This is a genomic window from Stenotrophomonas maltophilia (assembly GCF_002799155.1).
GTDB classification, from domain to species: domain Bacteria; phylum Pseudomonadota; class Gammaproteobacteria; order Xanthomonadales; family Xanthomonadaceae; genus Stenotrophomonas; species Stenotrophomonas maltophilia_R.
On the sequence record NZ_NERD01000002.1, the window covers coordinates 2,055,506 to 2,069,758 of the forward strand.

At 68.0% G+C, this 14,253-nt stretch carries 13 protein-coding genes and 1 pseudogene; 7 read left to right on the top strand and 7 right to left on the bottom strand.

Features of this window, described 5'->3' with window-relative positions:
* The first annotated feature begins 2 nt into the window (after positions 1 to 2).
* From B9Y82_RS10085 to B9Y82_RS10110, 6 genes are all read left to right on the top strand, one after another.
* Positions 3 to 959, top strand: a complete 957-nt coding sequence (locus B9Y82_RS10085; RefSeq protein WP_100473031.1) for a type II secretion system F family protein — start codon at positions 3 to 5, stop codon at positions 957 to 959.
* Between the two features lie 28 nt (positions 960 to 987).
* A complete protein-coding gene (locus B9Y82_RS10090; protein ID WP_100473033.1) occupies positions 988 to 1,923 on the top strand; it encodes a type II secretion system F family protein in 936 nt (311 codons plus the stop codon).
* Complete coding sequence (locus B9Y82_RS10095) at positions 1,923 to 2,813, top strand: Flp pilus assembly protein TadD (RefSeq protein WP_100473036.1); 891 nt, start codon at positions 1,923 to 1,925, stop codon at positions 2,811 to 2,813. The genes B9Y82_RS10090 and B9Y82_RS10095 overlap by 1 nt, the downstream gene beginning before the upstream one ends.
* Positions 2,810 to 3,271 carry a DUF3613 domain-containing protein gene (locus B9Y82_RS10100; RefSeq protein WP_100473038.1) on the top strand — a complete coding sequence of 154 codons (462 nt, stop codon included), beginning with the start codon at positions 2,810 to 2,812 and terminating at the stop codon, positions 3,269 to 3,271. Before B9Y82_RS10095 ends, B9Y82_RS10100 begins: the two co-directional genes overlap by 4 nt.
* Positions 3,272 to 3,279: 8 nt before the next feature.
* Positions 3,280 to 5,433: a TadG family pilus assembly protein gene (locus B9Y82_RS10105; protein ID WP_100473041.1), complete on the top strand. Its 2,154-nt coding sequence runs from the start codon at positions 3,280 to 3,282 to the stop codon at positions 5,431 to 5,433.
* A 105-nt stretch (positions 5,434 to 5,538) separates the two neighbouring features.
* A complete protein-coding gene (locus tag B9Y82_RS10110; RefSeq protein ID WP_049443363.1) occupies positions 5,539 to 6,243 on the top strand; it encodes a DUF2968 domain-containing protein in 705 nt (234 codons plus the stop codon).
* A gap of 75 nt (positions 6,244 to 6,318) precedes the next feature.
* Here the strand turns inward: B9Y82_RS10110 and B9Y82_RS10115 are convergent, their stop codons facing one another.
* On the bottom strand, positions 6,319 to 6,705 hold the full coding sequence (locus B9Y82_RS10115) for a hypothetical protein (protein ID WP_100473043.1): 387 nt from the start codon (positions 6,703 to 6,705) through the stop codon (positions 6,319 to 6,321).
* Positions 6,706 to 6,891: 186 nt separating this feature from the next.
* Here B9Y82_RS10115 and B9Y82_RS10120 point away from each other — a divergent pair, with 186 nt between their 5' ends.
* Positions 6,892 to 7,716 (top strand): alpha/beta fold hydrolase, encoded by an 825-nt coding sequence (locus B9Y82_RS10120; RefSeq protein ID WP_100473045.1) that lies wholly within the window; start codon positions 6,892 to 6,894, stop codon positions 7,714 to 7,716.
* 106 nt (positions 7,717 to 7,822) lie between these two features.
* On the opposite strand, the gene B9Y82_RS10125 is transcribed toward B9Y82_RS10120, so the two are convergent.
* The 6 genes and pseudogenes from B9Y82_RS10125 to B9Y82_RS10150 form a co-directional block, all read right to left on the bottom strand.
* Positions 7,823 to 9,472 (bottom strand): MFS transporter, encoded by a 1,650-nt coding sequence (locus tag B9Y82_RS10125; RefSeq protein ID WP_100473047.1) that lies wholly within the window; start codon positions 9,470 to 9,472, stop codon positions 7,823 to 7,825.
* A complete protein-coding gene (locus B9Y82_RS10130; protein WP_100473050.1) occupies positions 9,466 to 10,749 on the bottom strand; it encodes an alginate export family protein in 1,284 nt (427 codons plus the stop codon). The genes B9Y82_RS10125 and B9Y82_RS10130 overlap by 7 nt, the downstream gene beginning before the upstream one ends.
* Positions 10,728 to 12,574, bottom strand: a pseudogene (locus B9Y82_RS10135) (amidohydrolase). The gene B9Y82_RS10130 and the pseudogene B9Y82_RS10135 overlap by 22 nt, the downstream one beginning before the upstream one ends.
* 119 nt (positions 12,575 to 12,693) lie before the next feature.
* Positions 12,694 to 13,119 carry a DoxX family protein gene (locus B9Y82_RS10140; protein WP_100473053.1) on the bottom strand — a complete coding sequence of 142 codons (426 nt, stop codon included), beginning with the start codon at positions 13,117 to 13,119 and terminating at the stop codon, positions 12,694 to 12,696.
* A gap of 2 nt (positions 13,120 to 13,121) precedes the next feature.
* Complete coding sequence (locus B9Y82_RS10145; protein ID WP_100473056.1) at positions 13,122 to 13,778, bottom strand: hydrolase; 657 nt, start codon at positions 13,776 to 13,778, stop codon at positions 13,122 to 13,124.
* Positions 13,775 to 14,218 carry a helix-turn-helix transcriptional regulator gene (locus B9Y82_RS10150; RefSeq protein ID WP_100473059.1) on the bottom strand — a complete coding sequence of 148 codons (444 nt, stop codon included), beginning with the start codon at positions 14,216 to 14,218 and terminating at the stop codon, positions 13,775 to 13,777. The genes B9Y82_RS10145 and B9Y82_RS10150 overlap by 4 nt, the downstream gene beginning before the upstream one ends.
* Positions 14,219 to 14,253 lie beyond the last annotated feature (35 nt).

A 14,253-nucleotide genomic window follows, 5' to 3' on the forward strand; every position in this document is an offset into this window, starting at 1 on the left:
ACATGGGCACCGGCCTCCTGCTGGGCGTGTTGAGCATCATCTCGGTGCTGCTGGCGCTGGCGGTCTGGCTGTGGGGCACTGCCAGCAGCCGCGAGCAGCGCCAGGCCTCGTTGCAGCATGCCGAGCAGCAGCTGGCGCGCGGCAGCGCCGCCGGTGCGGTACCGGCCGGGCCTGCCGTTGCCGCGGCCAACGATGCCGCCCGCCCCGCCAGCAGTGGGAACCGCACGCTGCCGTGGGATGGCGTGCTGCAGCGCGCCGGCCTGCAGCCGGGCTGGAAACTGCCACTGATGCTGCTGGTGCCCGGCCTTGTGCTTGGGGTCGTCGCGGCAATGCGGCTGGGAACGGCCTGGATGTTTCCGCTGACCCTGCTGCTGTACCTGCTGGGCTGCTGGCTGTGGGTGATGCGCCGGATCACGAAACTGCGTGCGCAGCTGCTGCACCAGATGCCGGACTTCCTCGACAACCTGGTCCGCCTCACTGCGCTGGGCAACAGCCTGCAGGCTGCGTTCCAGGTTTCTTCGATGCAGACCAGCGCGCCGCTGCGTGGCCTGCTCGACACCACGGTGCGCTATGCGCGCAGCGGCATGGACCTGGATCGCGCGTTGAGCCTTGCCGCGCAGCCGTATCGCATGGACGTGCTGAAGGTGCTGGCGGTGGTGATCGGGGTGAGCGTGCGCATCGGCGGTCGTGCCGACCAGATCCTGCAGCGCATGGGCGACTTCATGCGCGACCTGGAACAGGCCCAGCAGGAACTGGCGGCCACCACTTCGGAAACGCGCATGTCGGCCTGGGTGCTGGGGCTGCTGCCACCGGCCAGTGCGGTGCTGATGGCGATCTCCAGCCCGGCATTCTTCCAGCCAGTGCTGCATGACCCGCTCGGCCACAGGATCCTGCTGATCGCACTGGGCCTGGAACTGCTCGGAGCGTTCCTGCTGTACCGCTTGGCCAAGTCGCTATGACCGCTTGCAGCCGCCACGGAGGTACCCGATGAGTGCCACGGCCTGGTTCGCCCTCTCGCTGCTGGTGTTGGCGGCCGGTGTCGCCCTGCTGGGCATCGCCGGGTGGGTGCGCAGCCATCGCGAGCAGCGCACCTCGGCCACGCTGAAGACCGCCCTGCAACCGCGTGACGAAGCCCGCGACAGCGAGGCTACCCGCCGCGACTCGCTGGGCTGGCTCGAGCGCTTCGGCCGCTCGCTCAGTGGTGGCCGCCTGGAGGCCGCGCTGCTGGCCAACGAGGACAAGCTGCTGCTGGACCTGGCCGGCTGGAACACGCGCCGCGGCACCGCCATCTACCTGGGCCTGCGCCTGCTGCTTGCATTGCTGGTGCTGGCCCTGGCGCTGGCGTTCAGCAGCGCGCAGGGGCTGTCCAAGGTGATGGTGGTGATCGGTGCGCTGGCGGGCGGGCTGCTGCTGCCCAAGTTCGTGCTGTCGTCGTGGGTCAAGCGCCGCCGCCGCGCGGTCGAGAACGAGCTGCCCCTGCTGATCGACCTGCTGCGCCTGCTGCAGGGCGTGGGCTTCAGCATGGACCAGAGCCTGCAGACGCTGGGCGACAAGCTGCGCGATGCGTTGCCGGTACTGGGCGGCGAACTGCAGGAAGCGAACGTGGCCTACACCCACGGCCGCACCCGCGCGCAGTCACTGCGGCGGTTGAGCGAGGTCTACGCCGATGACGACCTGGCCAGCCTGATGCAGCTGATCCTGCAGGTGCATGCGCACGGCGGCGCGGTACAGGAGCCACTGCGCCAGTTCAGCATCCGCCTGCGCGAACAGCGCCGCAACACGCTGAAGGAAAAGGTCGGCAAGCTCTCGGTGAAGATGACCGTGGTGATGATGCTGACCCTGTTGCCGGCACTGATGCTGGTGCTTGCCGGCCCGGCGCTGGTCGCGCTGGCCACCACCATGTCCAAGATGGGATCCCCCTGATGCCAGCCCTGCGCACCTCCTGCCTGCTGCTTGCCGCCGCCCTCGCCGCCCTGGCCAGTGGCTGCGCCTCGACCACGCCGAAATACGTGCGCGCGCCCAGCCTTGCGCCGCCGGAACCCGATCCGCAGGACAGCCGCAACGCCTATCTGGAGCTGATCGAGCGCATGCAGCAGCAGGGCGCCTGGTATGCCTCGCTGGCCCACGTGGAGGCCTTCCGCCAGCGCTATGGCGATCGCCCCGCCCTGCGCATGCTGCAGGCCGACGCACTGCGCGAGACCGGCCAGACCGACGCAGCGGTCGCGCTGTATCGCGAGCTGTCCAGCGGGCCGCAGGCTGCTGCCGCCGCCCATGGCCTGGGCCTGATCGCTGCACGCCGCGACGACGATGCCGGCAGTGAACAGGCCCTGGCGCGCGCCACGCAGTTGCAGCCCTTGAACACCGACTATCTGGGCGACCTGGGTTATGCGCGGCTGCGCGCCGGCCAGTTCGACCAGGCCCGCGAGCCGCTGGCCAAGGCCCTGGAACTTTCGCCAGGCAACGCCAAGGCCACTGCCAATCTCGCACTGTGGGCGGTTCTGCGCGGCGATCAGGCCACGGCAGAGCGCCTGTCGGAACAGGCCAACCTCAACGACGAAACCCGCCGCAGCATCCAGCAGCAGGCCCAGCAGATCCGTACCCGCCTGCAGCAGCGGCAGGCCGCGGCCGCCGTCAATGCGCCCACGCCTGCGCGCACGGCCAGCGTCGAACGCAGCGCCCGTGCATCGGGCAGCACACGGCTGGCAGCCGAACCACATCGCGAAGCACGTGACGAGCGCGATCCGCAGCGCCTGCCACCGTCGATGCTGGAACGCTTCAGCACCAACGAACACCCGACCGGAAGCACACCATGACCGCGATGCGCCTGATCCGACGCTTGTTGCCCGTGCTGTCCTGCCTGCTTGTTGCGGGTGCCGTGCAGGCTCAGCAACAGCCATTGACCGGACAGATGCTCGGCGGCCCCTTGCCGTCGGCACCGGCCACAGCGCCGATGCAGGCCGAGCCGCTTCCCACCGTGGAGCTGGCCTCACCAGCCGCATCTGCGGACGTGGCTGCGGCGCCACCGGCAATCCCCGCAACCGACGTCGCACCGCCGGCAGCACCGCGCGCGCGCCTGCAGAGCGGCGAGGCCACCCGCAACCTGTTCCGCCTGCAGGCGTCCGGGCAACAGGCCGGCCAGCGCCTGCCGATCCTGGGCGACCAGGCCACGCTGAGTTATGCGCGTTACCTGAAGAGCTTTGAACACGAGATCCCGGACTTCTTTGAGACCGATGTTGCCCGGTCCAGGGACGCCTCTTCCTCCGGACGCTGAGGTCGGCCATGAAACGCCCACGCCAGTTCAGTTTCAGTCGCCCACGCGGCGGCATGTCGGTCACGATGATGCTAGTCATGCTGGCGCTGCTGGCCATGCTGGGCCTGATCGAGGTCGGCTACCTGTTCTGGGCCAAGCGTGATGCGCAGAAGGTGGCCGACCTGGCCGCGCTGGCTGGCGCGCAGCGGCTGGAGCTGTGCAGCCCGGACAACAGCGACAACAGCGCAGCCCGGCAAAGCGCGCTGGCCCAGAACAGGTTCGCAGGCACCCTGCAGGTCCGCTGCGGCAACTGGAGTGCCAGCCGCGGCACCAGCAACCGTTTCGTGACCAGCGTCGATGCCAGCAACCCACGCAATGCCGTGCAGGTGATCGCCGAGCGCAGCGTGCTGCCCTTCTTCGGCCAGAACACCAGCCTGCCAACCGTCAGCGTGCAGGCGGTAGCCCGCCGCTCGGAGCCCACGGCGGTGTTCGCGGTGGGCTCGCAGCTGCTGCGCACCAACGGCGACTCGGTGCTGCTGTCGACGCTGCGCCTGGTCGGCCTGGATGTCACCAACGCAACCGTGCTCTCCTATGACGGCCTGGCACAGGCCAACGTCACGCCATCCGGCCTGCTGAAGGCGCTCAACATCCCGGTGAGCGCCAACCTCAGCGTGGCCGACTTCAACCGCCTGCTGTCGGTCAACAAGATCTCTCTGGCGCAACTGGTCGATGCCACCGCCACCGTCGTCGGCCGTGACTCGACGGTAGGCGTGCAGCTGCGCGCCCTGTCCGACCTGGTCGCCACCCAGCTGGACATCAACAAACTCAACATCGCGCTCGGCAGCCAGGCCGGCGGCGGTGGACTGTTCGCGGAAGTTGTCTCGCCCGATGGCACCGTCGGCAGCGCGCTGGAATCGAAGATCAACGTGCTCAACCTGATCAACACCGCCATCTCCATCGCCAACGATGGCAACGGCGTGACGATCAAAGGGCTGGACCTGCTGGGCATCAACATCCAGGGTGGCGTGGTCGAACCACCGTCGATTGCCATCGGCGGCGTCGGCACCCGTGCCTACAATGCACAGGTACGGCTGATGGTGGACGTGGACAGCAACAACCTGTTCGCGCTGGGGCCGCTGCTGAACCTGCTCGGCACGCGCCTGCACCTGCCACTGCATGTCGATGTGGCCAACGGCATGGGCACCCTGACCGGCATCCAGTGCGGCGGCAGTCCCCCCAAGGCGACCATCCAGGTCGATTCATCGGTGCTGCGTGCCTGCGTCGGCAACGTCGACCCCGCACAGCGCTTCTCGAAGAACAATGTCTGCGACGCCACGCTGCAGAACGAACAGCTGTTGAAGCTGCTGGGCCAGCCGCTGATCAACGACAGGATCACCCTGCCCGCCCTGACCAGCTCGCAGAACCTGACCCTGGCCGCCGGCGAGACCGCCTCGACCCGGATCAACCCGCTCGCCGTCGGTGATGCAGTGTCGAGCCTGGTCAACGAACTGCTTCGCGTGCTGTCCGGCATGCTCAGTTCGCCCAAGCAGGGCATGAGCGCCAACGACACCGCCAAGGCCCTGGCCGACCGCTATCTGCAGGCGGCCTTCCCAAATGGCGGGCGCTACGATGTCGACAAGCTGATTCCGCTGCTGCGCGACGGCGATCCCAGCAAGCAGCTGGCACCGCTCAACAGCTGGACCGTGCCGGGTGGCCTGCCCTATGCGTGCGGGCTGCTGAACCTGACCACCTGCCACAAGGATGGGCCGGTCTGGGATGCGCTGAAGGTCACGGTGACCGGCCAGGGCCTGGGTGTCCTCGACGGGCTGCTCGGCTCGCTGGTTGGCGGCCTGCTGATCAACCGCTGCGACAGCCTGCTCGGCAACCTGATCGACTACAACGGCTGCGTGCGCAACAACCTGGCCTCGTACATCCAGACCGCGCCGGCAGGCTTCCTCGATGGCGCCGGTGGCAGCGGCGTCACCAACCCCGACGGCAGTGTCAGCTGCAGCGGCCTGCTGTGTACCCTGCTGAAGCCGATCCTGGCCGCGCTGCGGCCGGTGCTCAACAGTGTCGGTACCCTGCTGACCAACCTGCTGGCCAGCGTACTGGGCCTGGAACTGGGCCGGACCGACGTCAACGTGCAGTCGATCCAGTGCAGCGCAGCACAGCTGGTCTATTGACATCGAGCCGTGACGGGCGCCCTTGGCGGCGCCCGCACCCATGCTAGACTCCCGGCGGGGAACCACCTTCATATCAACCCACACTCATCCGTGGATGGTCTAGACATGCGAGAAACTTCAGGGGGCGCGGTCTTCGCCCGGCACGCGCGCAGCGCGGCAGTGCTGGCCGTGGCCATGATGCTGGTGGCACCAGCGGCGATGGCCGCACGTGGCGACCGTGAGCCTGCAGCCGAACCGGCGCGCAGCGCGCCGGTGGTGCGCAACACCGTGGACGAGCTCAAGCAGTTGATGGATTCGCGCCAGCTGACCGAGCTGCGCACCACCTACAACGGCAACTACGGCGCCAGCCTGCTGTTCAACGCCAACACCCTGACCTACTACGTCGCCCTGTTCCAGGAGAAGAACTTCTGGCGGGTGATCAAGACCGATGCGGTGGACAACGCCGAGCGTGTCTACCGTACCTTCGCGCAGCAGTCCGAGCAGCTGGCCCAGGTCTACATCGACACCACCCGCCTGGAAGCCGGCAAGCGCTACACCGAGCGCCTGGTGGCCTACAACGAGGAACGCCTGCGCACCCTGCAGCAGGAAATGGAACAGCAGCAGGCCCAGTCGGCGCAGGTCAGCGCCGCCCTGCAGCAGGCCCAGCAGCAGGCCGTGAGCCTCAGCACCGATGTGCAGAGCACCAACAGCCAGCTGGACGCCCTGCAGCGCCGCATCCAGATCCTGCAGGCCGAACAGGGCAACCCGGAGTTGAGCCTGCCCAAGCCGGACAGCGTGCCCGCACCGGCTGCCGCCAGCGACGGTCGCTGAAACCCGCACTTACGGCATTCCACGCAACGGCGCCCCAGGGCGCCGTTGTCGTTTTCGGCACTTCAGCACCCCACTTCACTGGCAGGCGCCATGGACCGCGTCATCCAGCTGCCGGCGCTGCACGAAATCCAGCCGCCGACGCTTGAGCAACTCCCGCTCGCGTTGCCGGCGCGCACGCTCGCAGGCCGCCGCATCCGCGCTGATCGTGATCAACGCCCCCTGCGCCCGGCCGGCACGCCGCGGGCGGCGCGAAGGCTTCGGTGGCGCGAGCGCTGGCGCCACTGCGCCTCGGGACAATGACTGCTTCGCCGGGACGTCCCAGCGCCATGCGGCACGTCCCTGGCAGGGCGTCTGCTGGTAGACCGGATGCGGTCCATCCACGCATTTGTAGACGAGGGTCTGTGCCGGCGCGGCCATCGGCAACAGCAGGCACAGCATCAGGGACCATCGCGTGGCGGGCATCCGGGCGTTCCACTGGCAGGCTGCAGACATCCTCGGCGCGCGACTCCGGTCCCGCCAGAGCGATATGCGTCACATCCTTTGCAATCCAGCACAGCGGTGCAAGTCCGTCGCCGGCACCTGCGCTGTACTGCCGGAGGCACCGGCAGCCTGCCGCTGCCTTCCCTCCCTTCCGCCAAGGAACCTGCAATGAGCAACTTCGTCACCGTCGCCGACGGCGCCCGCATCTTCTACAAGGATTGGGGTACCGGCCAGCCGATCGTGTTCGCCCACGGCTGGCCACTGTCTTCCGATGCCTGGGACCCGCAGATGCTGTTCATGGGCCAGAACGGTTACCGCGTGATCGCCCATGACCGCCGCAGCCACGGCCGTTCCAGCCAGACCTGGGACGGCAACAACATGGACACCTACGCCGACGACCTGGCCGCCGTGATCGAGGCGCTGGACCTGAAGGACGCGATCCTGGTCGGCCATTCCACCGGCGGTGGCGAAGTGGCCCATTACATTGGCCGCCACGGCAGCACGCGCGTGGCCAAGGTGGTGCTGGTCGGCGCCGTGCCGCCGCTGATGCTGAAGACCCATGCCAACCCGGCCGGTACCCCGTTGGAGGTCTTCGACGGCATCCGCAAGGGCACCGGCGGCGACCGTTCGCAGTTCTTCAAGGACCTGGCCACCCCGTTCTTCGGTGCCAACCGCGATGGCAACACCGTCACCCAGGGCATGCGTGATTCGTTCTGGCTGCAGGGCATGCTCGGTGGCGTCAAGGGCCAGTACGACTGCGTGCACGAATTCTCGGAAGTGGATTACACCGAAGACCTGAAGAAGATCGACGTGCCGGCACTGGTCGTGCACGGCGACGACGACCAGATCGTGCCGTTCGATGCCTCGGCCAAGCTGTCCTCGCAGATCATCAAGGATGCCGAGCTGAAGGTGTACGCCGGTGCGCCGCACGGGCTGACCATCACCCACGCCGAGCAGTTCAACGCCGACCTGCTGGCGTTCGCACGCAGGTGATGTGCCGCGGCGGCGCCACCCAGCGCCGCCGCATGAAAAAAGGGGACGGAGGGGATTAAGTCGTTTGTGCATAAACGACTTAATCCCCTCCGTCCCCTTTTTTGGGTCAGATATCGCTGTGGTGGTGTGGCACGCCGGTCTTCGGCAGCGGGTCATGCCCGCCTACGAAATGACGCACCACCGGTGCACGCTCGCCCCGATGCAACGCGCGCAGCACTTCCTGGATCGCCTTGTCGTCGGCGGTGATGCGTTCGTGCTGGCGCAGGTGCTCCAGCCACGACGGGGTAACGAAATACTCCAGGTGGATGCCCGGGGTGGCCACATCCTCGACCACGCCCCAGACCACGGCGCCATCGCGGCGCCGGATCGTGCCCAGCGCGCGCATCTGCGCCTGGAACGCGGCGCGATCAGCTGCTTCGATGCGGTACTCGATGGTCACCAGCACCGGGCCTCGATCGTTGGATACCGGCACCGACAGCTCGGGGGCCAGCCAGTGCCCCGCCGGGCGCAGGTTCAGGTCTTCGGTACCAGCGATGCGCACGCGCCACACCAGCAATCCGCCGATCACCGCACCTGCGGCAGCCACCAGCAAGGCCAGTTCCGGCGAGGTGCGCTGTGCGAGCGCACCCCAGCTCAGCCCACCGGCGGCCATGCCCGCGGAGAACACCATGATGTACAACGCCAATGCACGCGCACGCACCCACGCCGGCACGGCAGTCTGCGCGGCGATCTGCAGCGACGACAGCACGGTGATCCAGGCGAAGCCGTTGACCAGCATCACCAGCGGCAGCAGGTACCAACTGCGGGTCAGCGCCAGGCCGACCAGGCTCAGGGCCAGCGACAGGGTGGCCAGCAGCACCAGCAGGTCACGATCCATCTGTGCGCGCAGCTTCGGCAGCAGCAACGCACCGCCCACCGCACCCATGCCGATGCAGCCCAGCAGCATGCCGTACTGCCCCGCCCCGCCGTGCATCTGGCCGCGTACCACCACCGGCAGCAACGCGTTCATCGCAGCGGCGAAGAAGAAGAAGCCGACCGACTTGATCAGCACCGCCTGCAAGCGCCCGGCGCGGCTGGCATAACGCAGACCCGCCTTCAGGCCTGCACCGAACCCTTCCGGCGGCAGGCTGGACTGCTTCGGATCGCGCTTCCAGCCCCATACCACGAACAGCATCGCGGCGAAGGTGATGGCGTTGAAGCCGAACGCCCAGACGGCGCCCAGCTGGGCGACGATCACGCCACCGATGGCCGGGCCGATCGAACGTGCGATGTTGATGCCGATCGAGTTGAGCGCCACCGCAGAAGCCAGCATCGGCTGCGGCACCAGTTCGGACACGATCGCGGCCTGCGCCGGCATCGCCATCGCCGCACCGCAGCCCATGCAGAAGGTCAGCAGCACCAGCAGCTGCGGGGTCAGCATGTCCATCGCGGTCAGTGCCGCCATCACCGCCGCGACCAGCAGCATCCAGCCCTGGGTAGCCAGCAGGTACCTGCGTCGATCGACGATGTCGGCCAGGGTTCCGGCGGCCAGTGCCAGCAGCACGATCGGCACGGTGGTGGCCGACTGCACCAGGGCCACCATCAACGGTGAGCCGGTACGCTCGGCCATCACCCAGGCGGCGGCCACGTCATTGACCCAGGTGCCGATGTTGCTGGCCAGGATCGCCAGCCAGATCGAGCGGAACATCTGGATCTTCAGTGGGGACCAGGCGCCTGCGGCCTGCGTGGGGGGTTGCGACGCGGTTGCGTTCACCATTGCCATGCTCCAACGATCGAGGCGAACAACGTGTCCTGGCCACCGGCCTGCTTCAGTGCAGGTCCGGCATCGACCCAGGCCAGCTGCAGCTGCCATTGCCAGTGTTCGCTGGCCTGCCAGCGGGTTTCGGATTTGTACTGATTGCCGATGCGGCGCGCGCCACCGGCGCTGCCCGGCAACGCCACCAGCGGTGCGGGCGTGGTGTAGACCGCATCCGCGCGACGATGCTTCCAGGCCATCTGCACGCCCAGTTCCGTCGTCACTGCGTCGTGCAGGCGCAGGGTCAGCGTGGGCTGGACGTCCATCAGGTTGGCCGGGGCCAGCAGGCTGGCCTCGCTGAAATAGGCCGACTTCGGAAACAGCGCATTGAAGGTTCCCAGGCGGCCGTCATGCAGGTTGCCATCGCCACTGGCGATGTCTGCCTTCAGCCCCAGCCGCGGTTGCAACGGCAGGTTCGTCCAGCGCCACCCCGTATCGGTCGCCAGCGTCCAGGCGCGGATATCGAGCGTGCCGACGGTCGTCCGCAGTTCACCGCCCTGCGCCACCAGCTCGCTGTTCCAGTCCAGTGCACCGGCCTGGCCGAACCAGCGCGCGCCCAGGGTCTGCCGACGTTCGGTGCCGCTGCCTGCGGCGAAGCGCGCGCCGTCGCGGCGGTAGTCCAGCAGGTACAGATCCCACTGTCCCGGTCCGTGGCTCCGCGCGGTGGTGGCGTAGGCACCCCACAGATGGCTGCCGTGTTCGCCGCGATCATCGAAGGCACCCGGTCGGTTCTCCACCGGACGCAGCGCCATCAGATCAAGCGTGCCGAATCTACCTTTCCAACCCACGCGCGCACCGTCGAACGCCAGGCGGATGTTCGGCCCATCGCGCACCGACAGCAGCCGTGAGCTGCCGTAGCCGGCGTCCTGCCGGCCCAGCTGCAGATGAAAACCACCATGCTGCCAGCGCCAATAGGCCTGCTGCGCATCCAGCGCGCTGCGGTCGGTACGGCCCGGTCCGCCGGCCTTGCCACTCTCACCATGCACACCCAGCTGCAGCTTCGCCTGCCAGGTCTCTTCCACATAGGTGGCCGAGGCCAGCGCACGCAGCAGCCCATAGCCGTCCTCGCTGCCGCCAATGCCGAACCGGGTAGGGTCGTAGTACAGGCCACGCATGCGCAGCGACGCATCCCATTGCAGTTGGCCGTCGCCCGCGTCACTGCAGTGGCCGCCATCGCAGGCCAGTGCAAGCGACGGTGCAGCCAACAGCGCCAGACTCAGAACGCGAAGCACGAGCATCCCATCGCGCCCCAGAACGCGGTCAGGTCGTCGGTGGGTGCAGCATGCCGGGCCGCATGGCCGTGCGCGCCGTGGGCACTGCAGGCCACGCCGTGATGGTGGTGATGCGCGGCGGCCAACCCGGTGGCGGTACCGCCGACGTGGTAGCCACCGAACCTGTTGACTGGCGACCAGTCGGGCATCGCCGGCGGCAGCTGCGGCGCAAGCCCTGCATAGTCGGCGTCGGCATGCACGATGCGGCCACCGACCACGGTCAACACGCTGGTGATGTCGGCGATCTGCGCGTCATCCACGCGGAAGTAGTCGGCCGAGAGCACGATGAAATCGGCCAGCTGGCCCACCTTCAGCGTACCCTTCACCGCTTCATCGCCGGAGAACCAGGCGCTGCCCTGGGTCCACAGGCGCAGCGCCTGCTCGCGTTCGAGCAGGTTCTCATCGCCGTACAGGGCCAGCCCGCCCACGGTGCGTCCGGTCACCAGCCAGGACAACGCCACCCACGGGTTGTAGCTGGCCACGCGAGTGGCATCGGTACCGGCACCGACCGGCACGCCTTCGGCCAGCATGCGCTTGACCGGCGGCGTGTGCCGCGCCGCCTGCACGCCGTAGCGCTCGACGAAGGCCTCGCCCTGGTAGGCCATGCGATGCTGCACGGCGATGCCGCCGCCCAGCGCGCGGATGCGTTCGATGTTGCGCGGGGTGATGGTCTCGGCGTGGTCGATGAACCAATGCAGGCCATCGAACGGCACCTCGCGGTTGACCTGTTCGTACACATCGAGGATGCGGGTGATGCTCTCGTCGTACGTCGCATGGATGCGGAACGGCCAACGCTTCTCGACCAGCAGCTTCACCACGTCGTGCAGTTCCGGCTCCAGCGCTGGCGGCAGTTCCGGGCGCGGCTCGTTGAACAGCTCGAAGTCCGCCGCGGAGAACACCAGCATCTCGCCGGCACCGTTGTGGCGCAGCAGGTCGTCGCCCTGGCGCGGCTGCAGCATCTCGCTCCAGCCGCGGAAATCATCCACTTCCTTGCCCTTGTTCTGGGTGAACAGGTTGTAGGCGATGCGCACCGTCAGCTGGTCATCGCGATGCAGCTGCTCGATGACCTGGTAGTCCTCGGGGTAGTTCTGGAAGCCACCGCCGGCGTCAATCACCGAGGTGATACCGAGACGGTTCAAATCCCGCATGAAATGGCGGGTGGAATTGGCCTGGTACTCGATCGGCAGCTTCGGGCCCTTGGCCAGCGTCGCGTACAGGATCAGCGCATTCGGCTTGGCCAGCAGCAGCCCGGTCGGGTTGCCGAGCGAGTCACGCACGATCTGCCCACCCGGCGGATCCGGCGTGTCCTTGCTGTAGCCACATGCGCGCAGCGCAGCCCGATTGAGCAGCGCCCGATCGTACAGGTGCAGCAGGAACACGGGCGTATCCGGCGCGATGTCATTGAGCTCCTGCAGCGTAGGCAGGCGTTTCTCGTTGAACTGCGCGGCGGTGAAGCCACCGACCACGCGCACCCATTGCGGTGCCGGGGTGCGGTCGACCTGTGCCTTGAGCATCGCCATCGCATCGGCCAGCGAACGCAGGCCATCCCAGCGCAGCTCCAGGTTGTAATTCAGGCCGCCGCGGATCAGGTGGGTATGGCTGTCGTTGAGGCCGGGCAGCAGGCGCCGGCCCTGCGCGTCGATCAGGGTCGCTTCGTTGCCCCAGCCGCGCATGATCTCCTCGTCGCTGCCGACGGCCACGATGCGCCCTTCCTGCACGGCCAGCGCCTGGGCATGCGGCTGCGTGGGTCGAGGGTGGTGATGCGGGCATTGCGGATGACCAGCGTGCTCATGCGACGCTCCTTGGAAGTGGAATCGAGTGCCGCAGCGGCGCGGCCGGCCAGGCCCAGCGCAACGGCGGCACCACTGGCCAGCACCACGTTGCGGCGGCCGTGGTCGAGTGGATCGTGACTCATGCGAGGTCTCCCTGAAGACGGTGGCCATCCAACGCCCAGGCGCCGGGCCCGATGAGCGCGAGGGCCAGTAGTACCGTGGTCCACATCAATGGGTACTCACTGCCACCGCGCATCCAGAACCAGCCCCTGGGCAGCGTCAACAGCACGGTGAAGCCGATGAAGGCGGCCGCCGCAAGTGCGGCGACGCGGGCCTGCCAGCCCAGCAGCACGGCCAGCCCGGACAGCACCTGCAGCAGGGCCAGCAGCAGCGGCAGCGGTGCCACGGCCGGCAGGCCGAAGCCGCGCAGCTCGGTGGCGAAGCCGGCCAGCCCGGGGCCACCGAACCAGCCGAACAGCTTGCCCAGCGCGTGCGGCAGCAGGAATCCTCCCGCTGCCACGCGCAGCATCAGCAAGGCCAGGTCGAGGCCATGGCCGGCCAGCATGCTCAGTGCCCGCCTTCCTGCGCACCGAACATGCGCTTGGCGTACTGGATGCCGATGCCATAGCCGCCGGCATGGTCGCGGGCGATGCCGGTGGTCAGCTCGTAGGTCTCGCCACGCGCCCAGTCGCGCTGCAGCTCGAGCAAGTACTGCACGCTGGTCATCGGCACCGCGCCGGCCTGCACCATGCGGGAGATCGCACGCTCGTGGGCCTCCTCGCTGACATCGCCGCAGGCATCGGTGATCACATGGACCTCGAAACCCTGCGCCAGCGCCGACAGCGCCGGACCCACGATGCAGACGCTGGTCCACAGCCCGGCAAGAACCAGGCGGCGCTTGCCGATGCGGTTGACCTCATCGATCACCGCCTGGTCTTCCCAGGTGTTCATCGAGGTGCGGTCGAACACCGTCTGGCCCGGGAAGATCTGCGGCAGTTCCGGGAACATCGGGCCGGAGAACGACGTCTCGGCCACGGTGGTCAGCACGACCGGCACGTTGAAGCCCTTGGCGCCCTTGCTGATCAACGACACGTTGTTGCGCAGCGCGGAGATGTCGATGGTGTGGGTGGCGAACGCCATCTGTGACTGGAAGTCGATCAGCACCAGGGCGTGGTCGGTGGGCGACAGCAGGGCCGGGGCGGGCGTGGCGGTGGCAAGGCTCATGGATGGACTCCGTTGGAAAGGTGATCAGGGGGAAGCAACAGGGCCGCATCACCGGCCAGGTACTGGCCGGGGCTGCAGCCGGTCTCCGCGCGGAAGCTGCGGACGAAATGGCTCTGGTCGAAGAAGCCCAGCTGCTGGGCCAGGCACGCCATCGGCAGCTGCGCGCCCGGCAGCAACTGGCATGCACGCTGGATGCGGCGACGACGCACGTAGCGCAGCGGGCTGGCGCCGGTTCCGGTGCGGAACAGACGCACCAGATGGAAGCGGCTGACACAGGCGGCCTGCGCCAGTTCGGTTACCCGCAGCGGCTGCGACAGGTGCTCGTCGACATAGCGCAAGGCGCGCTGCAATGCGGCAGCCTGCTGCGGTGCCAGCGACACGGCGGGCGGATCGGGCGGGAAGACGGTGGCCATGGGGGGCGCCGCGAGGGGGTGGCCCATGGTGCGTGGCCGCTGCGCGATGCCCTACCCCCGTC

Coding starts and splice junctions, on each gene's coding strand:
- B9Y82_RS10120 (WP_100473045.1), top strand. CDS start 6,892: ATGAGCAACTTCGTCACCGTCGCCGACGGCGCCCGCATCTTCTACAAG.
- B9Y82_RS10085 (WP_100473031.1), top strand. CDS start 3: ATGGGCACCGGCCTCCTGCTGGGCGTGTTGAGCATCATCTCGGTGCTG.
- B9Y82_RS10100 (WP_100473038.1), top strand. CDS start 2,810: ATGACCGCGATGCGCCTGATCCGACGCTTGTTGCCCGTGCTGTCCTGC.
- B9Y82_RS10095 (WP_100473036.1), top strand. CDS start 1,923: ATGCCAGCCCTGCGCACCTCCTGCCTGCTGCTTGCCGCCGCCCTCGCC.
- B9Y82_RS10110 (WP_049443363.1), top strand. CDS start 5,539: ATGCGAGAAACTTCAGGGGGCGCGGTCTTCGCCCGGCACGCGCGCAGC.
- B9Y82_RS10150 (WP_100473059.1), bottom strand. CDS start 14,218: ATGGGCCACCCCCTCGCGGCGCCCCCCATGGCCACCGTCTTCCCGCCC.
- B9Y82_RS10090 (WP_100473033.1), top strand. CDS start 988: ATGAGTGCCACGGCCTGGTTCGCCCTCTCGCTGCTGGTGTTGGCGGCC.
- B9Y82_RS10145 (WP_100473056.1), bottom strand. CDS start 13,778: ATGAGCCTTGCCACCGCCACGCCCGCCCCGGCCCTGCTGTCGCCCACC.
- B9Y82_RS10140 (WP_100473053.1), bottom strand. CDS start 13,119: ATGCTGGCCGGCCATGGCCTCGACCTGGCCTTGCTGATGCTGCGCGTG.
- B9Y82_RS10125 (WP_100473047.1), bottom strand. CDS start 9,472: ATGGTGAACGCAACCGCGTCGCAACCCCCCACGCAGGCCGCAGGCGCC.
- B9Y82_RS10130 (WP_100473050.1), bottom strand. CDS start 10,749: ATGCTCGTGCTTCGCGTTCTGAGTCTGGCGCTGTTGGCTGCACCGTCG.
- B9Y82_RS10115 (WP_100473043.1), bottom strand. CDS start 6,705: ATGCCCGCCACGCGATGGTCCCTGATGCTGTGCCTGCTGTTGCCGATG.
- B9Y82_RS10105 (WP_100473041.1), top strand. CDS start 3,280: ATGAAACGCCCACGCCAGTTCAGTTTCAGTCGCCCACGCGGCGGCATG.